The organism is Pseudomonas sp. FBCC-B35 (assembly GCF_059133755.1).
The window spans coordinates 877239-903746 of sequence record NZ_CP101439.1; the positions used below are offsets into that span (position 1 = coordinate 877239).

At 64.5% G+C, this 26508-nt stretch carries 22 protein-coding genes and 1 pseudogene; 12 read left to right on the forward strand and 11 right to left on the reverse strand.

Annotation, left to right across the window (positions count from 1 at the left end):
- Positions 1 to 2 precede the first annotated feature (2 nt).
- The 3 genes from NMB38_RS03870 to NMB38_RS03880 all read left to right on the forward strand — a co-directional run bounded on the left by NMB38_RS03870 (position 3) and on the right by NMB38_RS03880 (position 4083).
- On the forward strand, positions 3 to 572 hold the full coding sequence (locus NMB38_RS03870) for an RNA polymerase sigma factor (RefSeq protein WP_049696520.1): 570 nt from the start codon (positions 3 to 5) through the stop codon (positions 570 to 572).
- The gene (locus tag NMB38_RS03875; protein WP_490805838.1) at positions 569 to 1555 is read left to right on the forward strand and encodes a FecR family protein; all 987 of its coding nucleotides are present in this window, start codon (positions 569 to 571) and stop codon (positions 1553 to 1555) included. Before NMB38_RS03870 ends, NMB38_RS03875 begins: the two co-directional genes overlap by 4 nt.
- A gap of 137 nt (positions 1556 to 1692) precedes the next feature.
- Positions 1693 to 4083 (forward strand): TonB-dependent siderophore receptor, encoded by a 2391-nt coding sequence (locus NMB38_RS03880; RefSeq protein ID WP_049696519.1) that lies wholly within the window; start codon positions 1693 to 1695, stop codon positions 4081 to 4083.
- On the opposite strand, the gene NMB38_RS03885 is transcribed toward NMB38_RS03880, so the two are convergent.
- The gene (locus NMB38_RS03885) at positions 4080 to 4967 is read right to left on the reverse strand and encodes a helix-turn-helix domain-containing protein (protein WP_027914424.1); all 888 of its coding nucleotides are present in this window, start codon (positions 4965 to 4967) and stop codon (positions 4080 to 4082) included. The genes NMB38_RS03880 and NMB38_RS03885 overlap by 4 nt on opposite strands.
- A gap of 181 nt (positions 4968 to 5148) precedes the next feature.
- Here NMB38_RS03885 and NMB38_RS03890 point away from each other — a divergent pair, with 181 nt between their 5' ends.
- Positions 5149 to 6051, forward strand: coding sequence for a DMT family transporter (locus tag NMB38_RS03890; protein ID WP_494354902.1), 903 nt, complete (start codon positions 5149 to 5151; stop codon positions 6049 to 6051).
- 59 nt (positions 6052 to 6110) lie between these two features.
- On the opposite strand, the gene NMB38_RS03895 is transcribed toward NMB38_RS03890, so the two are convergent.
- Together NMB38_RS03895 and NMB38_RS03900 are read right to left on the reverse strand one after the other, a co-directional pair.
- Entirely contained in the window at positions 6111 to 7085 is a 975-nt protein-coding gene (locus tag NMB38_RS03895; RefSeq protein WP_023534454.1) for a 2-hydroxyacid dehydrogenase, read from the reverse strand.
- Positions 7086 to 7156: 71 nt separating this feature from the next.
- Positions 7157 to 8086 (reverse strand): LysR family transcriptional regulator, encoded by a 930-nt coding sequence (locus NMB38_RS03900; protein ID WP_027914427.1) that lies wholly within the window; start codon positions 8084 to 8086, stop codon positions 7157 to 7159.
- A 191-nt stretch (positions 8087 to 8277) separates the two neighbouring features.
- Between NMB38_RS03900 and NMB38_RS03905 the strand changes: the two genes are divergently transcribed.
- From NMB38_RS03905 to NMB38_RS03920, 4 genes are read left to right on the forward strand one after another with little or no spacing between them, the layout of a single operon-like run.
- Positions 8278 to 9807 carry an efflux transporter outer membrane subunit gene (locus tag NMB38_RS03905; RefSeq protein ID WP_111475211.1) on the forward strand — a complete coding sequence of 510 codons (1530 nt, stop codon included), beginning with the start codon at positions 8278 to 8280 and terminating at the stop codon, positions 9805 to 9807.
- Positions 9804 to 11981 carry an FUSC family protein gene (locus tag NMB38_RS03910; protein ID WP_027914429.1) on the forward strand — a complete coding sequence of 726 codons (2178 nt, stop codon included), beginning with the start codon at positions 9804 to 9806 and terminating at the stop codon, positions 11979 to 11981. Before NMB38_RS03905 ends, NMB38_RS03910 begins: the two co-directional genes overlap by 4 nt.
- Positions 11971 to 12171 carry a DUF1656 domain-containing protein gene (locus tag NMB38_RS03915; RefSeq protein WP_027914430.1) on the forward strand — a complete coding sequence of 67 codons (201 nt, stop codon included), beginning with the start codon at positions 11971 to 11973 and terminating at the stop codon, positions 12169 to 12171. Before NMB38_RS03910 ends, NMB38_RS03915 begins: the two co-directional genes overlap by 11 nt.
- Positions 12172 to 12181: 10 nt before the next feature.
- A complete protein-coding gene (locus tag NMB38_RS03920; RefSeq protein ID WP_145280270.1) occupies positions 12182 to 13036 on the forward strand; it encodes an efflux RND transporter periplasmic adaptor subunit in 855 nt (284 codons plus the stop codon).
- 85 nt (positions 13037 to 13121) lie between these two features.
- Here NMB38_RS03920 and NMB38_RS03925 read toward each other — a convergent pair whose 3' ends face one another.
- Complete coding sequence (locus NMB38_RS03925; protein WP_490805839.1) at positions 13122 to 13580, reverse strand: universal stress protein; 459 nt, start codon at positions 13578 to 13580, stop codon at positions 13122 to 13124.
- 179 nt (positions 13581 to 13759) lie between these two features.
- Here NMB38_RS03925 and NMB38_RS03930 point away from each other — a divergent pair, with 179 nt between their 5' ends.
- From NMB38_RS03930 to NMB38_RS03945, 4 genes are all read left to right on the forward strand, one after another.
- Positions 13760 to 14665, forward strand: coding sequence for a LysR family transcriptional regulator (locus NMB38_RS03930; protein ID WP_023534365.1), 906 nt, complete (start codon positions 13760 to 13762; stop codon positions 14663 to 14665).
- A 115-nt stretch (positions 14666 to 14780) separates the two neighbouring features.
- Complete coding sequence (locus NMB38_RS03935; RefSeq protein WP_028687637.1) at positions 14781 to 16322, forward strand: MFS transporter; 1542 nt, start codon at positions 14781 to 14783, stop codon at positions 16320 to 16322.
- A 27-nt stretch (positions 16323 to 16349) separates the two neighbouring features.
- Positions 16350 to 17423 carry an HlyD family secretion protein gene (locus NMB38_RS03940; RefSeq protein WP_404697750.1) on the forward strand — a complete coding sequence of 358 codons (1074 nt, stop codon included), beginning with the start codon at positions 16350 to 16352 and terminating at the stop codon, positions 17421 to 17423.
- Positions 17420 to 18928 (forward strand): efflux transporter outer membrane subunit, encoded by a 1509-nt coding sequence (locus tag NMB38_RS03945; RefSeq protein WP_080992904.1) that lies wholly within the window; start codon positions 17420 to 17422, stop codon positions 18926 to 18928. Before NMB38_RS03940 ends, NMB38_RS03945 begins: the two co-directional genes overlap by 4 nt.
- 21 nt (positions 18929 to 18949) lie before the next feature.
- Here the strand turns inward: NMB38_RS03945 and NMB38_RS03950 are convergent, their stop codons facing one another.
- The 7 genes and pseudogenes from NMB38_RS03950 to NMB38_RS03980 form a co-directional block, all read right to left on the reverse strand.
- Complete coding sequence (locus tag NMB38_RS03950) at positions 18950 to 19762, reverse strand: SDR family oxidoreductase (protein ID WP_028687640.1); 813 nt, start codon at positions 19760 to 19762, stop codon at positions 18950 to 18952.
- Between the two features lie 85 nt (positions 19763 to 19847).
- A complete protein-coding gene (locus tag NMB38_RS03955) occupies positions 19848 to 20312 on the reverse strand; it encodes a hypothetical protein (protein WP_027914437.1) in 465 nt (154 codons plus the stop codon).
- 181 nt (positions 20313 to 20493) lie between these two features.
- Positions 20494 to 21934: pseudogene (locus tag NMB38_RS03960) on the reverse strand (mannose-1-phosphate guanylyltransferase/mannose-6-phosphate isomerase); the annotation flags it as partial.
- A 34-nt stretch (positions 21935 to 21968) separates the two neighbouring features.
- Positions 21969 to 22616: an alginate O-acetyltransferase AlgF gene (locus NMB38_RS03965; protein WP_049696512.1), complete on the reverse strand. Its 648-nt coding sequence runs from the start codon at positions 22614 to 22616 to the stop codon at positions 21969 to 21971.
- Between the two features lie 18 nt (positions 22617 to 22634).
- Positions 22635 to 23792, reverse strand: coding sequence for an alginate O-acetyltransferase (locus NMB38_RS03970; RefSeq protein ID WP_027914440.1), 1158 nt, complete (start codon positions 23790 to 23792; stop codon positions 22635 to 22637).
- Positions 23793 to 23802: 10 nt separating this feature from the next.
- Complete coding sequence (locus NMB38_RS03975; RefSeq protein ID WP_059183321.1) at positions 23803 to 25272, reverse strand: MBOAT family O-acyltransferase; 1470 nt, start codon at positions 25270 to 25272, stop codon at positions 23803 to 23805.
- 132 nt (positions 25273 to 25404) lie between these two features.
- Entirely contained in the window at positions 25405 to 26508 is a 1104-nt protein-coding gene (locus NMB38_RS03980; RefSeq protein ID WP_027914442.1) for a mannuronate-specific alginate lyase, read from the reverse strand.

Here is a 26508-nt window from a genome sequence, read left to right on the forward strand (position 1 = left end):
CCATGAGCCCCACGACGCAGAACGATGGCTCGGACGGTGAATCGAGCGCTCGTGCCCGCTTTATCCAGGTCTTCATGGCCCAGCGCGCGCGCATGGAGGCGCTGGTCAGTCGCCGGGTAGGCTGCCGGGCCACCGCGTCCGACCTGGTCCAGGAACTGTTCTTGCGCTTCTGGGGGCGTGCGCAGGTCAAGGTCGAAGCCCTGGACACCTACTTGATGCGCTGCGCCGGCAACCTGGCCATCGATCACTTGCGCAGCGAGAGCAGCCGACAGCGTGCTGTCGCTGATGCTTCACAGGACAGCGCGCACCTTGTGAGCCAGACGCTGGAGCAGACCCTGGAGGTGGATGACGATCTGCAACGTATCGAAAACGCCTTGCGTGCGTTACCCGAGCGTACCCGGCAGATCTTTCTGCTCAACCGTGTCCACGGTTGCACGTACAGCGAAATAGCACTCGCCATGCAACTGTCCCAAAGCGCCGTGGAAAAACATATGATGCGTGCCCTGCAAGCCTGCAAGGCCAGTGTCGCCCTGGCCGCGCCCTTTCCACGACGACCACGGGGCACGCCGTGACGACCACGTTAGCTGCTGTCACCCAGGCACAATCCGATGCCGCCCTGCAGTGGCTTGTACGCATCAACGGGCAGCCCGAGCAGGCCCGCTGCGCGGCGTTCAGGCGTTGGCTGCTGGCCGATCCCCGGCACCCGGTTGCGTACGAGCAGGCGCAGGCGCTGTGGAACCACAGTGCTTCCGCTGCCGCGACCCTGGCCGATGAAGACCGGCTGGCCCTGCACCACTACCTCGACCGGATGACGCCGCCTGCTACGAGGCGCCCCAGGCGTTGGCGTGCAGGGGCGCTGGTCATGGCCGCTTGCCTGATCATGGCCATTGGCATGCTCGTTGGATGGCAGCCCGGGCACTGGCTGCTGGATCTGCGCGCCGACTACAGTACGTCGGCCGAACGGCGCGAAGTGACCTTGCCGGACCACTCGGCGGTCACGCTGGACGCCCACAGTGCGATTGCCGTGCATTTCGACAAAGGCCAGCGACGCGTGCGGTTGCTGCACGGCGCCGCGTTCTTCAAGGTCACCCACACTGGCGAGCCCTTTGTGGTGCAGGCCGCGGATGGGCAGGTGCGAGTGCTGGGCACCGAGTTCGAAGTACGCGAGCAGGGCGCCGCCACCCAGGTCACCGTACGCGCCGGTCGCGTAGCGGTCCGCCCATCCAAGGGAGCCGTGGCCCGTGAGCTGATTGCCAACCAGCAGGTGAGCTACAGCGCGGGGCAGGTCAGCCACACGTTGTCGGTCGACAGCGAGCAGCGTCTGGCATGGCGCGAGGGTTGGCTGACCTACTCCCAGGCGCCGCTGGCGCAAGTGGTCGAGGAGTTGGGTCGCTATTACCCCGGTCACATCGTGCTGCTCAACGAAGCATTGGGGCACCGTGAAGTCAGTGGCAGTTTCCCCATTGCCGAACCGCTGCAGGCGCTGGACTCACTGGGTGCAGTGTTGGGCTTTTCGCGTCAGACGGTGCTTGGGCGGTTCACGGTTATCCGTTGAATGCTGGTCGTTATGCACCGGGTGCCATGCTCTCAAAAAAACTTCATCCCGCAGGTGAGGTATCAGCACCCCTGAACCGTGTAGTGCGTGGAAGTGCGATTCATTCGCACTCAACACCCTCTCTCAGGTCAGCGTCCATGAAGTCTACCTTGCGTTGCGTTCCCCTCTGGCTCGGTCTTGCAGTACTCCCGCCGTTCGTCTACACCCCAGCGGTGAGTGCGGCGCAACGCGCGCAAGCTTACACCTTCGACCAACCCGCCCAGCCACTGCTCCAGGCCCTGGACGCCTTCAGCCGCGTCACCGGGCAGAGCGTGGTCCATACCCTGACGCTGCCTGCCGTGCAGGCGCCTGCGCTGCGCGGGGCCTTGAGCGCCGAGCAAGCGTTGCAACGCTTGTTGGGTAATGCCGGGCTGATCTGGCGACGGGTCGATGCCCATACCTTCACCCTGGAGGCGCTGGACACCGCAGGTGCCTTGAACCTGCAGGCCACCACCGTGACTTCGCAGCTCGACAGCTCAAGCTATCAGCCGCCGGACACCACCTCGATCATGCGTGGCCAGGGCCCGACTCAGGACATCCCCCAGGCGATCAACGTGGTGCCTGCCCAAGTGCTGCGCGACCAGGCGCCGCGCAACCTTGACGATGCCCTGGCCAATGTCAGCGGCATTACCCAAGGCAACAATTTCGGCGGTACCTCCGACACCGTCATGAAGCGCGGCTTTGGCGACAACCGCGACGGCTCGATCATGCGCGATGGCATGCCGTTGGTGCAGGGCCGCAGCCTCAGTGCCAGCACTGAGCGGGTCGAGGTGCTCAAGGGGCCGGCTTCGCTGCTGTACGGCATCCAGGATCCAGGCGGCGTGATCAACGTGGTCAGCAAGCGGCCGCAGTTGCAGGCCTACAACGCCCTGACTGCACGCGGCTCGACCTATGGCGATGGCAAGAACGGCAGCGGTGGCGGGTTCGATAGCACCGGCGCGCTGGGGGACAGCAACATGGCCTACCGCCTGATTGCCGACCATACGGACGAAGACTACTGGCGCAACTATGGCGTGCGCCGCGAGACGCTGCTGGCCCCCTCGCTGGCCTGGCTGGGCGAGGATACCCAAGTGGTGGTGGCCTACGAGCACCGTGAGTTTCTCTACCCGTTCGACCGTGGCACGGCCTTCGGTAACGACGGTCATCCGCTTGACATCCCAGCCACTCGGCGCCTGGATGAGCCGTTCAACGATATGCAGGGCCGCTCCGACCTCTACAGCCTGCAACTGGACCATCAGCTTGCCGACGACTGGAAACTGCACCTGGGCTACAGCTTCAACCGGGAAACCTATGACGCCAGCCAGGTACGCGTGACCGGGGTCAACCCGCGCACCGGCACACTGTCGCGCAGCATCGATGGCACGCGCGGTGCCATGAGCCGGGACCAGTTCGTCACGGCGAGCCTGGCTGGCACGGTCCAGTTGGCAGGCCTGCAGCATGACCTGCTGGTGGGCCTGGACCATGAAGACCGCAAGGTGTACCGCGCCGACTTGATCCGCCAGACGCCGCGCACCTCCTTCAACTACCTGAACCCTGTGTATGGGCGTGAAGTGGAAGGCAGCACGGTACGCGCCTCCGACAGTGACCAGACCGACAAGCTGCGCACCGACGCCCTGTTCATGCAGGATGCGCTGCACCTGGACGATCACTGGATCCTGGTGGCCGGTGGGCGCTTCCAGCAATATGACCAGTACGCCGGTCGCGGGCGCCCGTTCAATGCCAACACCGACATCAGTGGGCAAACCTGGGTCCCCCATGCGGGGGTGGTGTACAAGGTCGATGAGCAACTCTCGTTCTACGGCAGCTACAGCGAGTCGTTCAAGCCCAACTCGACCATCGCGCCACTGGCCGGCAACGTGGTGCTCGACGGCGCCATCGCCCCGGAAGAGGGTAAGTCGTGGGAGCTTGGGGCCAAGCTCGACGTGCCGGGGCGTATCACGGGTACCCTGGCCTTGTTCGACATCACCAAGCGCAACGTTCTGGTGTCCAACTTCGATTCGAGTACCCGCGAGACGGTTTACAGCAATGCCGGTGAAGTGAACTCCCGGGGCGTCGAGCTGGACCTGACCGGCCAGTTGAGCGAGCGCTGGAGCCTGATCGGTAGCTACGCCTTCACCGATGCCAAGGTCACCCAGGACCCGGCCCTCAAGGGCAACCGCCTGCAGAACGTGGCGCGGCACGGCGCTTCGTTGTCCGCCGTCTACGATTTCGGCAGCCTGTTCGGTGGCGACAGCCTGCGCGCCGGTGCCGGGGCTCGTTATGTGGGCGAGCGTACCGGCAATGCGACCAACACCTTCGACCTGCCGTCCTACACAGTGGCCGACGCCTTCGCCAGCTACGAGACCCAGCTGGACGAGCACACCGTTCGCCTGCAACTGAACGTCAAGAACCTGTTCGACAAGGTGTACTACAGCTCGTCGGTGAACCAGTACTTCGTGGCGGTGGGCGATGCGCGGCAGGTGAGCGTATCGGGCACCTTCGAATTCTAGCGACCGGCCCTTCGGCCCAGGGCTTGGCGATACTCCCCAGGCGTGGCCGCCAGCACCTGGCGGAAGCGATTGCTGAAATGGCTGGCACTGGCGAACCCGCAGGCCAGGGCCACCTCGCCCAAGGGCGCATGGCCCAGCCGCAGCAGCAGGCACGCCCGGTGCAGGCGCCGGGCCAGCAGGTATTGATGGGGTGGCAAGCCGAAGCTCACGCGAAACATGCGTGCGAAATGGTACTCGGACAGGTTGCACCGCACGGCCAGCTCGCCAAGGGTAAGGGCATGCTCCAGGTGTGCCTCGATGTAGTCGATCAACTGGCGGCGCTGGCTGGGCGCCAGCCCGCCCTTCAGGCGCAGACCTTGGCGCAGGCCCACCTGGCTGAGCACGGCATGGTCGACGATCTCGTGCGCCAGGCTGCTGGCCAGCAAACGCTCGGCCGGCTCGTTCCAGTCAAGGCCTGACAACTGGCGAAAGCGCAGGGCCTGCCCGGGGTCGTCCAGGAAGGTCGCCTCCTGCAGTTGCAGCGCCCGCGGTTCCCGGTCGAGCAGGCGTACGCACCCCAGCGCAAACTGCGCTGGGCTCACATACAAGTGGGCCATGCGGATGGCCCCGTTAATCACCCAGTTCGACTCGTGCTCGGCCGGCAATACGCACAGCTTGTCCGGAGCACCTTTGTCGGCCGGGCGTTGGCGTCGAAAGGTGCCGGTACCGTCGGCCAGGTAGCAGGAGAGGGTGTGGTGGCTGGGTGCCTGGTAGTCGCGGGCATCGTCGCGGTTGCGCCACAGCGCAGCCGCCAGCCCATCGCCCAGGTGCGCGCTGAGCTCCAGCCGGGCGTTGGGTGATGCATGCATGACATTGAACACTTGCAGCTGGGTGAATGGCGTCATCGGGGCCTACCTCTGCTGCACATGCTACTGCGGCCAAGGACTGGTGACAGCGCCCTGATGCGCAAAAGCGCAAGTTTATGCAAGCAGGGCAGGGACACCGAGCGAAATACTGGCGATGCCCGGTACCCAGGCATGCCTGCCTTGGCCGGGACACCCGTGGACGGCCCAAAGGAAACACACCATGAACCTGTCGCTCTACCTGCTCACCGTGCTGATCTGGGGTACGACCTGGATTGCCCTGAAATTCCAGCTGGGTGGGGTCGCCATCCCGGTATCCATCGTCTATCGCTTTGCCTTGGCAGCGCTGATCCTGTTTGCCATGCTGTTGCTCACCCGGCGCCTGCAGCCCATGGGGCGGCGCGGCCACCAGATTTGCCTGGCCCAGGGGTTGTGCCTGTTCTGCATCAACTTCATCTGCTTTCTCAGCGCCAGCCAATGGATCGCCAGCGGCCTCATTGCCGTGGTGTTCTCCACCGCCACCTTGTGGAACGCGATCAATGCCCGGCTGTTTTTTGGCCGGCAGGTAGCCCCGCATGTACTTGGCGGTGGGGCCCTGGGTTTGCTGGGCCTGGGCCTGCTCTTCTGGCCGGAGCTGTCGCACCATGCGGCCAGCCGCCAGACCCTCTATGGCCTTGGCCTGGCACTGCTCGGCACCTTGTGTTTTTCGGCAGGCAACATGCTCTCGAGCGTGCAGCAGGCGGCCGGGCTCAAGCCCATGACCACCAACGCCTGGGGCATGGCGTATGGGGCAGGCATGCTGTCGATCGCCTGCCTGTTGGGTGGGATTCCCTTCGAGATGGAGTGGAGCACACGCTACGTGGGCTCACTGCTCTACCTGGCGGTGCCGGGCTCGGTGATCGCGTTCACGGCGTATCTGACCTTGGTCGGTCGCATGGGGCCGGAACGCGCGGCCTACTGCACGGTGCTTTTCCCGCTGGTGGCCCTGAACGTGTCGGCGGCCGTCGAAGGCTATCAATGGACGCCCACCGCCTTGCTTGGCCTGGTGGCGGTGATGGCGGGCAATGTGCTGGTGTTTCGCAAACCCAAGGCTGCGCGTAGTTCCGAGGTGCCACGGCCTGCCTAGGCCTGGTCATGAAGCCGGGCCGCACCGGTGGCGGCCCGTGCGCTCAACAACGGCCGTGCTCAGCCTTTCCACACCTGAGGGTTGACCAGGTCCCTCGGCCGCTCGCCCAGCAGCGCCGCGCGCAAGTTGTCGATGGCGCGGTTGGCCATCGCCTCGCGCGTCTCGGCGGTCGCCGAACCAATGTGGGGCAGGGTCAGGGCATTGGGCAGGCTGAACAGCGGGGAGTCGGCCAGGGGTTCCTTTTCATACACGTCCAAGCCGGCACCTCGGATCGTGCCGTCCTGCAGGGCCTGGATCAATGCCGCTTCGTCCACCACTGGCCCGCGGGCGATGTTGATCAGAAACGCCGAGGGCTTCATCAGCTTCAGCTCGCGGGCGCCTATCAACTGGCGCGTGGCATCGGACAGCGGCACCACGATGCAGACGAAGTCGGCTTCGCCCAGCAGTTGCTCGAGGCTGCGCATCTGCGCACCCAGTTCCTGCTCCAGGGCCGTCTTGCGGCTGTTGCCGCTGTAGATGACCGACATGTTGAAGCCCAGACGACCCCGCCGCGCGATGGCGGCGCCGATGTTGCCCATGCCGACGATGCCCAGGGTCTTGCCATGTACGTCACTGCCGAACAGCGCAGGCCCTACGCTGGCCTGCCAATGGCCGGCCTTGGTCCAGGCGTCGAGCTCTGCGGTCCGCCTGGCGCAGCCCATGATCAAGGAAAAGCCCAGGTCGGCCGTACTTTCAGTGAGCACGTCCGGTGTATTGGTGAGGGCGATGCCCCGTTCGTTGAAGTAGTCCAGGTCGTAGTTGTCGTAGCCCACTGACACGCTGGACACCACTTCGAGCTTGCCAGCCCCTTCGAGCTGGGCACGCCCCAGCTTGCGGCCCACCCCAATCAGGCCGTGGGCATGCGGCAGGGCTTCGTTGAACTGCGCGTTGACGTCACCGCGTTTGGGATCGGGCATGATCACGGTGAAATCGTGCTGCAAGCGCTCGGCCATGGCCGGGGTGATCCGGCTGAAGGCAAGGACGGTCTTTTTCATCGTTCACCTGAAGGCAAAACCCTGAAGCTACAGGTTGTGCGCAGCAGGCTGCAACCCTTGCCGGTGGTGGCTCAATGCGCTTTCAGGTCGGCTTCATGGGCCGCGAGGATTTCCGGCAGCGAGTTGCGCAGGTACTCCACCCAGGTCTTGATCTTGGCGTCCAGGTACTGGCGCGACGGGTAAATGGCATACAGGTTGAGTTCCTGCAGCCGGTATTGCGGCAGGATTCGCACCAGGGTGCCGTTGCGCAAGCCTTCGATGGCCGAATAGATCGGCAATACCCCCACCCCCATGCCACTGCGAATGGCCGTGCGCATCGCATCGGCCGTGTTGACCATGAAGGGTGAGCTGGTGATGTTGACCATTTCCTGGCCTTCGGGACCATCGAACAGCCATTTTTCAAGCGGTATCACCGGGCTGACCATGCGCAGGCAGGCATGCTTGAGCAGATCGGCCGGCTTCTGCGGCACGCCATGACGGGCAATGTAGGCCGGCGACGCGCAGACGATGCTGTAGGTGATGCCCAGCCGTTGTGACACGAAGCCTGAGTCCGGCAGCTCGGTGGCCAGCACGATGGACACGTCGTAACCTTCGTCGAGCAGGTCGGGCACGCGGTTGGCCATGGTCAGGTCGAAGGTCACGTCCGGGTGCGATTCGCGGTAGCGGGCGATCGCATCGACCACGAAATGCTGGCCCACCCCGGTCATCGAGTGCACCTTCAACTGCCCGGCCGGGCGGGCATGGGCGTCGCTGGCCTCGGCCTCGGCTTCTTCGACGTAGGTCAGAATCTGTTCGCAGCGCATCAGGTAGCGCTTGCCGGCTTCGGTCAGCGCGATGCGGCGGGTGGTGCGGTTGAGCAGGCGTGTTTGCAGATGCGCTTCCAGGTTGGAGACGGCCCGCGACACGTTGGCGGTGGTGGTATCCAGCTGGCCCGCTGCGGCCGTGAAGCTGCCGAGCTGGGCCACGCAACTGAAGGCACGCATGTTTTGCAGGGTGTCCATGGGTCACTCTCGATCTAGAGGACAAAATTGTGTCACGAAGTCGCGCAACCAGGATGAAAAGTTGCGTTCGACCAAAGGCTGATTATCGCTGTTTCAGTAACAAAGATTCGCAGGAATCAGCGCTTATCGCCAGTGTGGCCGCCCCCTAGAATTGCCCAGCCCCTCCACCTCTTCCTCGGGATATCGCAGCTGTGCCGCGTTGCATCATCGGAACGCTCCAAGCGTTCAGTGCCTGTGCCCTTGCCCTCACCTTGAGCGGCTGTATCGGAACCTGGGGCATTGCCCCGCAGACCCAAACGCTGCAAGCCAACACCCTGAGCCCCAGTGCAGCCATCGAGCAGGCCGCCGCCGACGCCCACTGGCCCGACCAGCAATGGTGGCGCGCCTACCGCGACCCCCAACTCGATCACTGGATAGCACTGGCGCTGGCCGCCAACCCCAGCCTGGCCATCGCCGCAGCACGGGTGCGTCAAGCGCGGGCCCTGGCTGGCCTTGCCGAGTCGGCCGAACACCTGCAAGGTACCGGTCGGGCGACGCTCAACCGGCACAATTGGCCTGACGATCCCTTCTATGGCCCGGGTGATTTGTCCGGTTCCACCACCTGGGATAACAACGCAAGCCTTGGCCTGAGCTACGCCCTTGATCTGTGGGGGCGCGAGCGCAATGCCAGCGAGCAGGCCGTGGACCAGGCCCATCGACAGGCCGCAGAGGCCAGGCAGGCCCAGTTGGAGCTGCAGCACACGGTGGTGAGCGTGTACATCGAGCTGAGCCTGCACTACGCCCGGCGCGACATCATCAAGGCTCAACTGGCGCAGCAAGAGCAGATTCTGGACCTGGCCCAGCGTCGACTGGACGCTGGCATCGGTACCCATCTGGAGGTCAGCCAGGCTCAGGCGCCGCTGCCGGAAACCCATCGCCAGCTCGACAGCTTGGACGAGGATATCGCCCTGGCCACTCATCAGCTGGCGGCCCTGGCGGGCAAGGGGCCAGGGGAGGGCGCGCAGCTGCAGCGCCCCAGCCTGACCCTTGCCGCACCCTTGACGCTGCCTTCCAGGCTACCCGCCGAACTGGTCGGCCAGCGCCCCGATGTGGTCGCCAGCCGCTGGCAGGTCGCGGCCCAAGCGCGGGGGATCGACATGGCCCATGCCGGCTTCTTCCCCAACGTGGACCTGGTCGGCAGCCTGGGTTTCGTGGCCACTGGCGGCGGCCCGCTGGCATTTCTCACCGGGCGCAAGTTCAACTACACCGTCGGCCCGGCCGTCACCCTGCCGATCTTCGATGGCGGGCGTCTGCGCGCGCAACTGGGGGCCGCCGCCGCCGACTATGATGTGGCCGTGGCGCGCTACAACCAGACGGTGATCGGCGCGCTCAAGGACATCTCCGATCAGCTGGTGCGTCGTGAGTCGATGCAGGCGCAGGCGCACTTTGCGGCCGAGTCGGTCGCCGCGGCGCAGAAAACCTACGACATCGCCATGGTCGCCTACCAGCGGGGCTTAACCGACTACCTGAACGTGCTCAACGCGCAGACGCTGCTGTTTCGTCAGCAGCAGGTTCAGCAGCAGGTGCAGGCCGCGCGCCTGATCGCTCACGCCGCGCTGGTGACTGCGCTGGGCGGCGGTCTGCAAGCCGGCTCGGATGTGCCGGACGAAGAACGCCAGGCGCCGCCAGCCACGCCAGCACCTCTCGCCCTACTCAACGCCAAGCCGAGTGAGCGCCCATGAATACCTGGGGTTTACCCCTGCGCTGGTTGCAGAGCCTGCAATGGCGGCGCGGTTTCCAGGCCTGGGTGCGGACCGATGGGGTCACCTGGGTGTACATCTTCAAGGTGCTGGCTGCAGCCTTCATCACCTTGTGGCTGGCCATGCGCCTGGAGTTGCCGCAGCCGCGCACCGCCATGATCACCGTGTTCATCGTCATGCAGCCGCAAAGCGGGCATGTGTTCGCCAAGAGCTTCTACCGGGTGCTGGGCACCTTGGCGGGTTCTGTGATGATGGTCGCATTGATGGCCGTGTTCCCGCAGAACACCGAACTGTTTCTGCCCAGCCTGGCCGTCTGGGTGGGCCTGTGCTCGGCAGGCGCCATGCGCTACCGCACTTTTCAGGCGTATGGCTTCGTGCTTGCCGGCTACACGGCGGCGATGATCGGCCTGCCGGTGTTGCAGCACCCGGACCAGGCGTTCATGGCAGCGGTGTGGCGAGTGCTGGAGATTGCCTTGGGCATCCTGGTGTCCACGTTCGTCAGCGCCGCCATCTTGCCGCAATCGGCCAGTGCTGCCATGCGCAACGCCCTATACCAGCGTTTCGGTGCGTTCGCGGCCGTGGTGGTCGAAGCCTTGCGTGGCGACAGCCAGCGTGAGCGTTTTGAAAGCAGCAACGTGCGCTTCGTGGCCGAGGCGGTGGGGTTGGAAAGCCTGCGCAACGTCACTGCCTTCGAGGACCCGCACATGCGGCGGCGCAGTGGCCGGTTGGTACGCATGAACAGCGAATTCATGGCCATCACCACACGCTTCAACGCCCTGCACCGCCTGATCGAGCGGCTTCGCGCACGTGGGCCCGTGCAGATCGTCAGCGCCATCGAGCCTGGCCTGCACACCCTCGTCGACCTGCTCGAACCCTATGTGGGACGCGCGTTGACCGATGCCGACGCCTTGCGCCTGACCCTTGAGCTTGGTGCCTACCGCGAAGGGTTGCAGGCCCAGGTCCGCAGTTTGCGCGCCGAATACCTGGCCACCGCGCCCTGCGAAGCCGACCTGCTGGATTTTCACACGGCGTTCGAGTTGCTCTACCGCTTCGTGGACGAGATGTACAGCTACGCCGAAACCCACGCCTCCCTGGCGGTGCACAACCACGCGCGAGAGCAGTGGGACGAACCCTACGTGGCGCAGACCAGCACCCTGGTATGCCTGGCAGCCGGGCTGCGCTCGGCAGCGGTGCTGTTGCTGCTGGGCAGTTACTGGCTGATCAGCGACTGGCCAAGCGGCGCCATGATGACCTTGATCGCCACGGTCACCGCTGGGCTGTCTGCGGCTTCGCCCAACCCCAAGCGGCTGTCGTTCCAGATGGCGTGCGGCACGGCGATAGGCGCGGTGATCGGGTTTTTCGAAACCTTCTTCGTGTTTCCCTGGATCGACGGCTTCCCTTTGCTGTGCATGGTCCTGGCCCCGGTGTTCGTGCTGGGTGCGTTTCTCTCGTCGCGCCCGGCCTACTCGGGCTACGGCATTGGCCTGCTGGTGTTCTTCGCCATCGGCTCGGTGCCCAACAACCTGACGGTGTATGACCCGTACAGCTTCATCAACGACTACATCGCCATGGTCGTTGGCATGTTCGTGTGCGCGGCTGCCGGCGCGATCATCCTGCCGCCCAATAGCCGCTGGTTGTGGAGCCGGCTGGAGCAGGCCCTGCGTGAACAAGTGCTGTTTGCTATCAGCGGGCGTCTGCGCGGCATCGGCACGGCCTTCGAAAGCCGCACGCGCGACTTGCTGCACCAGGCCTATGGCCTGGCGGCCGGCAAGCCGCAGGTGCAAAGCCAGTTGATGGGCTGGATGTTCAGCGTGCTTGAAATCGGCCATGCGGTCATCGAGCTGCGCAAGGAGCAGGCACGGGCACCCGTGCACCCGGCCTATGCCGAGTCCCAGCCGTGGCGCCAGGCTATCCGGGTCATGGGCCGTGCCCTGGCGCGGTTGTTCTTGCAGCCCAGCGCCGGGAATCATGAGCGTGCCCTTGTGGCGGTGGACCATGCCATTTCCCGGGTGCAGGCCACCGACGAGCCGTTTGCGCGGCACTTCGACACGTCGGTGTTACGCCGTGTCCAGAGCTACCTGCACTTTATCCGCTCATCCCTGCTCGACCCCCACTCACCGCTTGCGCCACCCAAAGGCTTGCCCCATGCCTCGTGAAATCGCCTTCCACGGCGTGTACATGCCCACCCTGACCGTGATGTTCCTGTTTGCGCTAGGCCTGGCCTGGGGGCTTGACCGGTTCATTGCCAGCGTTGATGGCTACCGCTTCTTCTGGCACCCGGCGCTGCTGCGCCTGAGCCTGTTCGTCTGCCTGTTCGGCGCCCTGGCGCTGTCGCTCTACTGGTGAGAATCCTTCGATGAAAAAGTTCTTCAGCCTTGTCGCTACGTTGCTGGTCCTGGCGGCCGCCGTGGTGATCGGTCGTCAGCTGTGGCTGCATTACATGACCACCCCCTGGACACGCGATGGCCGGGTGCGTGCCGACATCATCAACGTGGCGGCCGATGTGCCTGGCTACGTGGTCGATGTGCCAGTCAAGGACAACCAGCGGGTCAGCAAGGGCGACCTGTTGATCCAGATCGACCCGGAACACTACCGGTTGGCGGTCGAACAGGCCAAGGCCTTGGTGGCCGCCCGCAAGGCCACCTGGGAGATGCGCCGGGTCAATGCCAGACGCCGAGCCGACCTGGACAACCTGGTGATCTCCAAGGAAAACCGCGACGATGCCAGCAACATTGCCAGCGCTGCGCTGGCCGAGTACCAGCAGGCCCAGGCGACGCTGGCGGCTGCCGAGTTGAACCTCAAGCGTACCCGGATCGTGGCCACGGTCGATGGCTATGTGACCAACCTGAACGTTCATAAGGGCGATTACGCACGTACCGGCGAGGCGGTGATGGCGGTGGTCGATGAGGCGTCATTCTGGGTGTACGGGTTTTTCGAAGAAACCAAGCTGCCCCATGTGAAGGTAGGCGACCCTGCCGAGCTGCAGATGATGAGCGGGGAACGCTTGCAGGGCCATGTGGAGAGCATCGCCCGGGGCATCTACGACCGCGACAACCCGCAGAGTCGCGAGCTGATTGCCGATGTGAACCCGACCTTCAACTGGGTGCGCCTGGCCCAGCGGGTGCCGGTGCGCATCCATATCGACCAGATGCCCGAAGGTTACTTCCTGGCAGCGGGGACTACCTGTACGGTGGTGGTCGATCCGCAGTGAAGCACTCGGCAGCCTGCCGCTGCAGCGCGTTGCGCCTGGGCGGCACGTTTCTGCAAGTCCCGCAATCACCTGAAGGTCCGGCTCCTCAAGCGGGACATTCAGCCGGCCCGACCAAAACCGGCACCTGCACCTGATCGATCACCTTGGCACTGATCGAAGGGTCCAGCAGTCGCCCCAATCGCGACAGATGACGGTGCCCCATGATGATCAGTTCGCAGTTCAGGGCCTGGGCCTTGGCCACGATGACCTCTACAGGCCGACCGGCCACCATGCTGCCGTGGCAGGCGAAACCCGCCTGCTGCAAGTCACGGACCGCCTTGCCCAGGGCATGGTCGGCCTGTTGCTGTTCCTCGCACGCGGCAGGGTACTGCGCTTGTTCGTCGGCCGTGTAGGGCGCCGGTTGTTCGTGCACGGCAAAGGAAGTATCGATGGCCAGCAGTACATGCAAGGTATGGTCTTCAGGACGACACCAGCGGCGGGCCAGGGCGAGCAGCGCTTGGGTAGCAGGGGAGGCGTCGATGGCGATGAGCACGGGGCTTGGCATACGGAATCCTTGATCGTGGGGGTGGCTGAGCTGCCGGCCAGGGCCGAGCCTGCTGCTGCCATTGTCGACCTCACCCAGGCTGCGAATAAAGGCCCTGCCACGCACGAGCACATTGCGTCGGGCGCAATCGAGCAACCTGCTAACATCGCCCTTTCCCAACGTCGTCTCGGAAAACGACCATGCAACTGCCTGACATGAACCTGCTGGTCGCCCTCGACGTGCTGCTCGATGAGGGCAGCGTGGTGGGCGCGGCACAACGTATGAACCTCAGCCCAGCCGCCATGAGCCGCACGCTGGGGCGCATACGCGAGGCCATGGGCGACCCCATCCTGGTGCGCGCTGGCCGCGGGCTGGTGCCCACGCCGCGCGCCCTGGCCCTGCGCGAGCAGGTGCATGGCCTGGTGGAGCAGGCCGGGCAGGTGTTTCGCAGCCGTGAAGGCGTCGACCTGTCCAAACTGCACCGTGCCTTCAACGTGCGTACCAACGACCTGTTCATTGCCCTCTACGGGGCCAAGCTGCTGCGCATGATGCTGGCCGACGCGCCCAATACCGTGCTGCGTTTCGTGCCCGAAGGCAGCAGTGACGACGATGCCATGCTGCGCAACGGCCACATCGACCTGATCGTCAGCTCCTCCGTGGAGCTGGGGCCGGAGATCAAGGTGCAGAGTTTGTTCAGCACCTACTTCGTCGGCCTGGCGCGCATGGAGCATCCGGTCTTCGACCAGGACATCACCCCACAACGCTTCGCCGCGTTCCCGCAGATCAGCGTGTCGCGCCGGGGCCGTGCCAACGGTCCGATCGATGTGGCCCTGGCCAACCATCGGGTCGAGCGCCGGGTGGCGCTGATTACCACCAGCTTCCACTCGGCGATGTTCTCGTTACCTGACTCGGACCTGATCCTGCCGATCCCGGCCAACATCCTGAACAGCGTCCAGCGTCTGAAGCTTCCCCTGCGCTCCTTCGAAATTCCCGTACCCCTTGAAAAAGTGAACGTGATGCAGGCCTGGCACCCACGTTTTGACAACGACCCGGCCCACCAGTGGCTGCGTCAGACGATCAAGGCCTGTACCCGAAGCGACCCTTGAACATGGAATCATTGCGTTTGACGCAATATAAAGCTGCCAATAATTCAGTTTTCGTCAGCATTCACCCTGCCTAAAATCGCTCCAGTCGTAAAATTGTTGCTGGAGATGTCTCTAAATGAATGCCGTTTCTGCCTCAGCGAGTGGGCTGGCTGCCACGCCTGCACCGGCCGCCCCCGCACAGGGCGCGTTCGGCCTGCAGGTGGTGGTCGGGCTGTTCGGCGTGTTGCTGGCGGTGCTCTGTGCGGGCCTCAACGAGTCCGTGACCAAGATTTCCCTGGCCGATATCCGCGGGGCCATGGGCATCGGTGCCGATGAAGGGGCCTGGCTGCTGGCGGTGTACAGCGCAGCCTCCGTTTCGGCAATGGCCTTTTCGCCCTGGTTGGCGACCACCTTTTCCTTGCGGCGCTTCACCTTGGCAGCCATTGGTACCTTCGCGGTGCTGGGTCTGCTGCAACCCTTCGCCCCCAACGTGCACAGCCTGATGCTGCTGCGGGTGCTGCAAGGGCTCGCCTCGGGTGCACTGCCGCCGATGCTGATGAGCGTGGCGCTGCGTTTCCTGCCCCCTGGCATCAAGGTCTACGGCCTGGCGTGCTACGCCTTGACGGCCACCTTCGGCCCCAACCTGGGTACACCGCTGGCTGGCCTGTGGACCGAATACGTCGGCTGGCGCTGGGCGTTCTGGCAGATCATCCTGCCGTCGCTGGTGGCCGGTGGCTGCGTGGCGTGGGGGTTGCCGCAGGACCCATTGCGCCTGGAGCGTTTCAGGCAGTTCGACTGGCGTGGTGTGCTGCTTGGGTTGCCGGCGATCTGCGGTATCGTGCTGGGGCTGTCCCTGGGCGATCGCTGGGGCTGGTTCGATTCGCCGTTGATCTGCTGGCTGCTGGGCGGTGGGCTGCTGCTGTTGGTGCTGTTCATGTTCAACGAGTGGTCCGAGCCCCTGCCGTTTTTCCAGCTGCGCTTGCTGGGCCGGCGCAACCTGGCCTTTGCCCTGCTAACCGTCGCAGGCGTACTCATCGTGCTGTCGGGTGTGGGTAGCCTACCGTCCGCCTACCTGGCCCAGCTCCAGGGCTACCGGCCCGCCCAGACCAGCCCGCTGATGCTGCTGGTGGCCATGCCACAATTGATCGCCCTGCCGCTGACCGCCGCGCTTTGCAACATCCGCGCAGTCGACTGCCGCTGGGTGCTGGGTATCGGCCTGGCAATGCTGGCCGCGTCCTGCATCGGCAGCAGCCTGCTCACGAGCCAGTGGATCCGCACCGACTTCTACCCGTTCTACCTGTTGCAGGTGTTCGGCCAGCCGATGGCGGTCCTGCCGTTGCTGATGCTCTCGACCACGGGCATGAGCCCCCAGGAAGGCCCCTTCGCCTCGGCCTGGTTCAATACCGTCAAGGGCTTGTCCGCCGTCGTGGCGGGCGGGCTGCTGGATGCCCTGGGCACGCTGCGTCGGCATTTTCATTCCAATCACCTGGTCGACAGCCTGGGCAATGCCCCGTTGCTGGACGACCACGCTGCCAGCCTTGCCAAGCGTATTCATGACCAGGCGCTGGTACTGACCTCGGCCGACCTCTACCTGGTCCTGGCCGTCATTGCCGTGGCCCTGATCTGCCTGATCCCTGTCATGCCCACCCGGGTCTATCCGCCGCGCGCGGTGGCCTGACCCCCGTCTGAATTCGAGAAACGCCAAATGACCATCCACCGTAAAACCCTGTTCATCGGCGCTGTGCTGGCCGTGGCCGTGCTGGCCGCCCTCGTCGGCCCCTGGCTGGTGGGCAGCGATCACCGGCAGAGCACCAACGATGCCTACGTGACCGCCGACTACACCGTGGTCGCGCCCAAAGTCGCTGGCTTCATCACGCAGGTGCTGGTCGAGGACAACCAGCAGGTCAAGGCCGGACAACTGTTGGCCACCATCGATGCCCGTGACTACCAGGCTGCCCTGGACGCTGCCCAGGCGCAGCTGCTGGTGGCCAAGGCCCAGAGCACCGATGCCCGCGCCACCCTCGACCGCCAGGACGCGCTGATTGCCCAGGCCCAGGCAGCGGTGAAAGCCGCCGAAGCCGAGGCGGCGTTCGCCGATCATGAGGTGCGCCGCTACGGGCGCCTGGCCGAGCAGGGCGCCGGTACCGTGCAAAACGCTCAGCAAGCGCGCAGCGCCGTGGACCAGGCCCGTGCCCGCCTGGCCAATGCCCGCGCAGCTTCGGTGGCTGCACGCAAGCAGGTAGACATCCTCGCCGCCCAGGTCGCCAGCGCCGATGGCCAGCTCAAGCGCGCCGAAGCCGGGGTGGAAAAGGCCCGGCTGGACCTCTCCTATACCCGCATCACGGCGCCGGTCGACGGCATGGTCGGTGAGCGTGCGTTGCGCATCGGGGCCTACGTCAACCCAGGGGCGCGACTGTTGTCGGTGGTGCCCCTGCAACAGGCCTATGTGGTGGGCAACTTCCAGGAAACCCAATTGACCCACGTGCAGCCTGGTCAGCCGGTCAGCATCAGCGTCGATACCTTTGCCGATGAACAACTCCATGGACACGTCGAAAGCATCGCTCCGGCCACAGGGGTGACGTTCTCCGCTGTGAAGCCGGACAACGCCACCGGCAATTTCACCAAGGTGGTCCAGCGTATTCCGGTGAAGATCGTCTTCGATGACGGGCAGCCGTTGTTGACCCGCCTGCGTGTCGGCATGTCGGTCGAAGCGACCATCGACACGACCCGCGATACCCGAGGCGATAAGCTGGCAGGCAGCGGGGTGACAGCCCGATGAACATCGCTCACGCGCAGAGCCCTGCACCCGCCCGCCCACAAGTAGTCAGTTCATCGCGGCCCGTCACGCGTTTCAAGACAAAGACCCCTGCGGCCGTACTGCTCGCTGCACTGCTCACGGGCTGTACCCTTGGCCCGGACTTCCAGCGCCCTGACGCCCAGGCGCCCCAGCAGTGGGACCCGTTGCAGGGTGAACACGCGCCCAGCCAACCTGTGGCAGAGGCCATCCAGTTGCGCTGGTGGGACAGCTTTCACGACCCACGGCTCAGTGCACTGATCGAGCAGGTCGCCACGCGCAACCTCGATCTGCAGATCGCCAGTGCCCGCTTGCTGCAAAGCCGTGCGCTGCGCAGTACTGTGGCCGCCGACCAGCAGCCGTCGGTGGACGCCAATGCAGGCTACAGCCGTGCCCGCAACAGCGCCGAGGGGCTGAGCGACCCCTCGGGCAACGCGGGTAAATCGGCCTTCAACCTGTGGCAGGGTGACTTGGTGGCAGGTTGGGAGCTGGACGTCTGGGGGCGTGTGCGGCGTCAGGTCGAAGCGGCCGACGCCAGTGTCGAGGTCGCCGAGAACGACCGAAACGGCGTCCTGCTGGCCCTGCTCGCCGAAACAGCCGGTGATTACATCCAGCTGCGTGCGGTGCAGCATACGTTGCAGGTGACCGAGGACAACCTCAAGGTCGCGCGGCACAGCCTTGAATTGTCCGAAGACCGTCAGGCCGAAGGCGTGGCCACTCGGCTCGACGTGGCCCAGGCCAACGCCCAGGTCGCCTTGATCGAATCTCGCCTGCCCACTTTGCAGGCACGCCGTGACGATTTGATCAATGCCTTGAGCCTGCTGGCGGCCGAGCCCCCACGCAGTCTGCAGGACAGCCTGCTGCAAGCCGGTGAGCTACCCGACCCGCAGCAGACGTTCGCCATCGGCGTGCCTTCGGAACTGGCCGAGCGGCGTCCGGACATCCGCCAGGCCCAGGCGCGCCTGCATGCTGCCACGGCCAGCATCGGCGTGGCCAAGGCAGATTTTTATCCGCGTATCCGGCTGTCTGGCAACGTGGGCTTCCAGGCCATGCAACTGGCTGACTTCGGTGCCTGGGACTCTCGCCGCTTCGCCTTCGGACCGCAGCTGTCGCTGCCGATTTTCGAAGGCGGTCGCCTCAAGGGCACCTTGGCACTGCGCCAGGCGCAGCAGCAGGAAGCGGCCCTGAACTACCGCAAGGTGGTGCTGGGGGCCTGGCATGAAATCGATGATGTGCTGCGCCTTTACAACGCCAGCCAGCTGCGTCGCGATCGCCTCGCCGAAGCCGTGCGGCAGAACCGCATCGCCCTGGAAACGGCCCAGCGTCAATACGTGGAAGGTGCGGTGGATTTTCTCAATGTACTGACCGTGCAGTCGGCCTTGCTGGCCAGCGAAGAGCAGTGGATCGACAGCGCTGCCGCAGTATCCCAGGCGCTCGTGGGGCTGTACAAAGCGCTCGGCGGAGGGTGGCAGGCGTTCGACAAGGTCTGAGTGCGCGGCGCCGTCAGCGCCCTACAGCGTTCGTGACAAGCCAAACCGTTTGCGCAGCACCTTGTCCAGTAAACGCTGCGGCACCAGGCAGGCCATCAGTGGCAAGGCAGTGCTGCCGTTGCCCAGCCGCACCCGTGCTGGCACTGGCGAACGCTGGGTCGCTTTCAGCACGCCCTGGGCAAAGACCGCTGCCGGTGTTGGCCGGTCGAGCGAGGCGCGGGCCCGGGCTTGAATGTGTTCACGCAATGGCCACCACGGCGATTCCGGCGCCAGCACCTGCTGCGCCTGCTGCTGGGCGTGACTGGCGAACTGCGAGGCAATCGCTCCAGGCTGCACCTCCATCACGCGTATGCCCAACGGCGCAAGCTCCAGGCGCAAGGCGTCGCTCAAGGCCTTCACGGCGGCCTTGGAGGCGCAGTAGGCGCCGGCGAACGGCGTGACCAGCACCCCGGAGACACTGCCGATGTTCACCACCAGGCCTTTGGCGCGACGCAACTGGGGGAACAGTGCGCGTGTCACGCCGACCAGCGCGAACACGTTTGTCTGGAACTGGCGCTGCAGGGCGTCGACCCCGCCATCGAGCAGCGGCCCCATGGCGCCGTAGCCGGCGTTGTTGATCAGGATGTCCAGTGCATCGAGCTCCTGCGCGAGCAGGGCCAGGGCGTGTGGGTCGTTGACATCCAGTTGTCGGGCAACGAAGCCCGCAGCGGCCAGGCGCGCCACATCTTCAGCCTGGCGGGCAGTGGCCCAGACCTGATGACCGGCATCGCGAAACGCATCGGCCAGGGCGCGGCCAATGCCGCTGGAGCAACCGGTGATCAGAACAGTCGACATGCAGAAGGCCTTTGGGTCTGGGTAGAGGGGCAGTGGGTGTGCGCCGAGTCGCCGATGCGTCGCCAGCGGTTGGGCATCGAAGGATTCAGTTGGCAAAGCTGCCTTGCAGGTGCTCGGCCCTGAACGCCAACGTCTGTGCACGGTAGCCCGAGCGTAGCGCAGGCAACGGCAGGCAATCGGACCACTGCGCGCCGGGTTGCAATTCCCCAGGCCCACGGTAGCGCGGTGCATTGTAGGTGTTTTCTGCCAGGTTGACGGTGTCGCCAGGCGCATAGGCCGCCACACGCCAGCGCAGTTCGGTGAGCGGAACCTTGTTGTCGTTCTTCAGGGTGACCTGCAAGGGGCGGTCGGCGGGGCATTGGGTGGGGGCATAGGCAAGGCGCATGTCCAGGCGGGCCAGTTGCGAGGTTTCGCGAGTGTCCTGCCAGATGACGAACAAGGCCACCAGGCCCAGACCACCCACCGCAGCCAGCGAAATCGGCAAGGCCTTGGCGGGGTAGCGCAGCAACAGCACCAGCCAGGTGAGGATAAGGAGAGCGCCGATGATCATGAGGCTTGCAGACCTTGGTTGCGCGAGGGTTGAAGCATCGTAGCGTGAAATGGGGGAAGGCTCAAAAGGGGAAGGCTTGGCCGGCTGTGGATCGAGCAAGGCGAGGTGGGGCTCAAGTGCCGGAGCGCGAATCAGCCCCGGGGCTTGAGCCCCCCATCACCGCGCAATCACTGCGAAGCAGCCTTGACCGCGCCACCACACTGCGCCGACTCGGACGTACGCCCGTACACATCCTCGAACCGCTCGATGTCATCCTCGCCAAGGTAGCTGCCCGACTGCACCTCGATGATCTCAAGGGGGATCTTGCCGGGGTTGCGCAGGCGATGCACCGACGCGATCGGAATGTAGGTCGACTGGTTTTCGGTGAGCAGGAATACATTCTGATCGCACGTCACTTCAGCCGTACCCGACACGACGATCCAGTGCTCGGCGCGGTGATGGTGCATCTGCAACGACAGGCTGGCCCCCGGCTTGACCGTGATGTGCTTGACCTGGAAACGCCCGCCCATGTCCACCGAATCGTACGAGCCCCACGGACGGTAGACTTCCGGATGGCTCTGGGTTTCGCTGCGACCCTGGGCGTCCAGGGTCTTGACCATCTGCTTGACGCCCTGGACCTTGTCCTTGTGGGCAATCATCATGGCGTCCTTGGTTTCGACCACCACGATGTTGTCCAGCCCGATCACCGACACCAGCTTGCCGTTGCCGTGAATCATGCAGTTGTGGCTGTCCTGCACCACCACGTCACCCTTGGTGACATTGCCGTGGTCATCCTTGTCGTGCACATCCCACAGTGACGACCAGCAACCCACATCGCTCCAGCCGGCCGACATGGGCACCACGCAGGCTCGCTGGGTCTTCTCCATCACGGCATAGTCGATGGAGTTGTCCGGGCAGCAGGCGAAGCTCGCTTCATCGATGATCAGCGTGGTGCCATCCACCTGGCTGCGCTCCAGCGCCAGCAAACAGGTGTCGTAAATGTCGGGGTCGTGCTTTTTCAGCTCTTCGAGAAAGCGGCTGGCACGGAACAGGAACATGCCGCTGTTCCAGAAATACCCCCCGGCCTGAACGAACTCGATCGCCCGCTGCTCGTCAGGCTTTTCGACGAACTGCGCCACTCGCGCCACGCCTTCGGGCAGCAAGGCATCCTGGCTCGAGCGAATGTAGCCGTAGCCGGTTTCAGGCTTGGTCGCCGGCACCCCAAACAGCACCATCTCGCCGCGCTCGGCGGCCACGGTGGCCAGCGCCAACGCCCGCTGCAGCGCCTTCTGGTCATCGATGACATGGTCAGCAGGCAGCACCAGCATCAACGCGTCACGCCCTTCGTTGACCAGTTTCATGGCGCTCATGGCCACTGCCGGCGCGGTGTTGCGCCCGAACGGTTCGAGCAGGATGCCCTGGGTTTGCAGGTCGAGCGCGGCCAGTTGCTCCTGCACGATGAAGGTGTGCTCCTTGTTACAGACCACAATGGGTGCGTCCATGCCTTCGAACACCAGACGTTCGAGTGTCTGCTGGAACAGCGTGTGCTCGCCGGTCAGGGCCAGGAACTGCTTGGGGAACTGCTTGCGCGACAAAGGCCACAAACGCGAACCGCTACCGCCAGAAAGAATTACCGGGATCATCGTGTTTCTCCAATCGTCATTGAGGGCAGGGCAATCAGTTGCTGCTCACAGGGCGGGTGACCCATACCGGGGACAGCGTGCTGCCGGAGCCGGTGACATACAGCACGGCCGCTTCGCCGCGCTCCAGGGCCACGGGTTTCACGTCACCGACTTTCCGGTCGCCCTGGAACAGCGCCAGGTCCACCTTCACAGGGTTGATTTCACGCTCGCCGCGGCCATTGGCGGCGACCGGCTTGACCACTTCGGTCTTGCCATCGGCGGTTTTCAGCGCCAGCGTCTGGTTGCTCAGGTTCTGTACCCGTACCAGCGCTTTCTGCTTGTTCTTGAACGGCGGCTCTTCGATCAGTAGAGGCGTACCGGCAGGGCTGTTGACCAGGGTGTAGTACTGGTCCGAGGCCAGCTTGACCGGTACGCGCTGGCTGCCGACCTGAGCGGTGTAGTCACCGCCTGGCAGGAAACTGAAGTCACTGCTGGCCTGGGGGCCGACCGGCTTGATCTGCGTGTTGCCGACGGAGGCGCCAGCCGGTGCGCTGCTTGCGTTGTACAAGCGCACGAAGGTCGAGCCCTTCGGCGCGCTCGGGCCGTAAAGCGCCGCGTCGGCGCCGGCATAAGCCTGTACTGATGCCAGGGACAGGCCGGCTGCGAGGGTCAGGGCTTTGGCGATGGAAGATGGAGTCGTCATGGGCATTGCCTCTTTCGGTCAGTGGGTGGTTCGGGTGGCCGTCAAGGCCAGGTTTTTTTCGGCGTCGCGCGAGTGCTTGAGCTGAGCGACCCAGTGCGGATCGATGCCGTCGAGTTCAGGTTTCATGGGCAGGTAGCGCTCCGGGAATTCCCACACCACCACTTGTGGCGCGGCATGTTGGAAGGCATCGCTTTGCAGGTACTTGAGCATGGGTAGGAAGGGCCCGTGGCCGTCCTCGGCATAGTTGGCCACGTCGCTGTGCAGCGCCTGCTGCAGGGCGCCCACGAAGTTCCAGCGGGGGTTTGCGCTGTAGCTGGTGCCCACCAGCGCCACGGGGATCTGCTGGTCGGCGAACAACGCATCCCCTGCGTCGGCTTGAGCTGCAACAGGGCGGGTGGTGCGTTGCTGGAGGGTGTCCGGCGGCGGCAGCAGGTGGGAGAACAAAGGATCCAACGGCAGGAAGTTGGTCAGGTCGCCCTTGTACGGCGCACTGCCCTGGGCCTGGGTGACGAAGGCTTGTGGGCTCGCTTCGAGCAGACGCTGGCGGCTGACGGCCGCAGCCAGCGCTTGTGCTGCCACTTCGGCACCCAGGGGCGTCCAATGGGTATCGGTGCGCAGAAACACCTGGCCGCGGGCCTTGGCCTGTTCCAGCGGGGCCATCAGGTCCGGGGCGAACACATTGGCCTGGCGTGCCTTGGCATGAAACTGGTTGTACAGCTCCCCATGCAGGCTCGCCGGTCGTGTCTGGCCAAGGTGTTCGTCGTACACCCGCGCCTTGGCCGGCACGATCGCCAGCACCAGCTGGCTGCCGTGCCGTTGCAGGGTGTCGCGCACGCCGCGGATCAGCGCCAGGTTCTCCTGCACCAATGCCTCGGCACCGGCGGTGGGCTTGAACTCTTCGTCACTGAACAGCCACTGGTCGCGCCCCAGCACCACGCCTGGCCGCCCTTCGTGGAACAGCTTGAAATCCAGGGCGGCCCACACGTTGGTGCCCAGGCGCTTGATCGGAAACGCGGCGTCGTAATGTTGTTCGGTGGCCTTGGCCAGCTTGCCGTCGAGCAGGCTCATCTGTTCGGTGCGTTCAAAGCCGTGCAGGCTTGAGGTCGACCACAGGCCCATGCCCGTCAACAGGCCGAGGAAAGACAAGCAGTAGGTCATGCGAAGTGTCCGGGTCATCACATCGGCCTCAGAACTGGAAATAGAGAAACGGCGAATAGCTCTGCGCCGACAGCTTCAGGATCGACGCGACAAACAGCAGCAGCACCAGGGTTCGGGTCATCACGCGCGTCCAGCCAAGGCCGAGCGAGCCATCACGGTTGATCTGCACTGGCGTGGCGGTGGGTGATGCGGTGGGCGTGGTTCGGGCGTTACGGTAAACATCGCGCAGGCCGAAGAAGGCCAAGGCCAGGTAGGCGATCACCAGAGTCGCCACTTGCAGGCCGGTCAGCTGAGCGCGGTTGAGTTCGGAAAGCTGCCAGTGGCCGAAGCTGAACATGGCGCCGTACATGCGCGCTGCGACGTGCAGGTTCTCGGCCCGGAACACCACCCAGCCCACCACCACCAGCAGGAAGGTGAAGGCCCACTTGACCGGGTTGAAGCGCTGCGGGTGGGTGTCGATGCCCAATGCCCGTTCGATCGCCAGCCACACGCCATGCCAGGCGCCCCAGAGGATGTAGGTGACGTTGGCGCCATGCCAAAGCCCGCCCAGCAGCATGGTCAGGAACAGGTTGCGGTAGGTGTTGAGCGTGCCTTTGCGGTTACCGCCCAGGGTGATGTACAGGTAGTCGCGCAGCCAGGTGGACAGGCTGATGTGCCAGCGCCGCCAGAACTCGGTGATGGACTGGCTGATGTAGGGCTGGCGGAAGTTTTCCATGAAGCGAAAGCCCATCATCAGGCCCAGGCCGATGGCCATGTCGCTGTAGCCGCTGAAGTCGAAATACAACTGCGCGGTGTAGGCCAGCGCGCCCAGCCAGGCATCGCCGGTGGTGGGCTGCTGCAAGGCGAAGCAATGGTCTGCCACCACCGCCAGGGTATCGGCGATGAATACCTTCTTGACGAACCCTTGCATGAAGCGCGTGCAGCCTTCGGAAAATTTGTCCAGCGTATGCGTGCGGTGGTTGAACTGCTCGACCAGGTCCTTGAAGCGCAACACCGGCCCGGCGATCAGGTGCGGGAAGATCGCCACGAAGGCGGCGAAGTCGATCAGGTTGTCGGTGGCCGGGGTATCCCCGCGGTACACGTCGATGAGGTAGCTGATGGACTCGAAGATGTAGAACGAAATGCCGATTGGCAGCAGCACATGGGTGAGGATGAACGGCTCAAGGCCGAACGAGGTGATGATCGCATTGAGGCTTTCGACGCCGAAGTTGGCGTACTTGAAATAGCCCAGAATGGCCAGGTCCACGCCAACGCCCAGCAGCAGCCAGCGTTGCGCGGGCTTGCTGCGCACACCGGCGGCACCGACGTTCAGCCCGATCCAGTAGTTCCACAGGGTGACGCCGGCGAACAAGGCGAGGAAGTCCACGCGCCACCAGGCATAGAAGAGGTAGCTGGCGATCAGCAACAACGCGTTGCGATAGCGCTGCCCGCTCAGGTAGTACAAACCGAGGAAGATCGGCAGGAACAGGAACAGGAACACGTTGGACGAAAAGACCATCCCGGTTCTCCTAAAGACTCACAGCATCCAGGGCAAAGCGCCCCCCAAACCCCCCACAGATAATCGGGAGGCCACCTAGCTTTGTGCAGGCGGTGTGTCGTCACGACACGCCGCCCCTTGCACGGTCTTGCGTTAGTGCTTGCGCATTGCGCCTGGGTCATACACGCGCGTCATGTCCCCCCCCATGCGGAAGCTGTTGAACGGCTGCATGCCCTGCTTGCGCGCCAGGGTGTCGCCCACGCAGTGGTACAGGGCGCACCAGGGCTCCAGCCAGGCGTACTTGGTGTCGACCTTCAGGTCCTTCATGTCCTGTTTCTCGCCTGCGCGCTCGGCGAAATGACGCGGGTCGCGGGCGCCGGCCAGTACCCCTTCGCCCAGGCGCTGCAAGGCAAAATTGTTCTCGGCGCGCAGGTCCACGCCGTTGGCCTGGGCAAAGCTTGCGATCAATGCCAAGGGCGGCAGGGCATAGTTGTGATAGGCCAGCGCACGTTGCTTGCGTTTGATCTCGTTGGGCAGAAAGCCCTGGTCGTCGACTTGATTGACGCCGACCTTGTATTGCTTCACTGCCCAGTCGAACAGGTCACGGCGGTCGGTGGCCACGGCCGTGGCCATGACCGACCAGGCCGCCCAGTAGCTGTGATTGTTGATCTTCTGCAGCGGCAGGTCGCTCCAGTCGCTAACCGTCTGCTGGGCCAGGCGAGCGAACCATTTCTCGATCAGCTCGGCTTCGGCCTGATGCGCCGCCAGTGGCCTGGCGTTGGAGAACTTCAGGCGCAGCCATGACCCGCTCAGGCTGCCCAAAGCCCATTTGCGCATCGATTTGCCGGTGTGGTTGTAGTTCGTGGACATCAGTGCGTCGGCCCGTGCCCAGGTGCCCAGCCACGCCAGTGCGCAGTCCAGCTGCGCCGGTCGACCGTCGCGCATGTACTGGGTGACCAGTTTGCTTACCCCCTTTTCCAAGGCAGTGATGTCCTGGGTGGAGGTCCGAAAGGCGTGCTCGGAAGCCACATTGAGCGTGGCCCGCGCCTTGTCCGAGCCTTCGTACTTGCTGCGAAACTGCAGGGCACCGGTATACGGGGTGGGCGGGGCTTCGCAGCGAAAATCGCCGGTACCCGTCTTGAGTTTCTCGATGCCTTCGTAGTAACCCTGAGGTGGCACCAGCGAGGCCTGCGCGGCGCTTGCGAACAGAGCGAGGGCGAGCAGGGCCGGGCGCAGAATCAGTTTGTAATGGGTCAT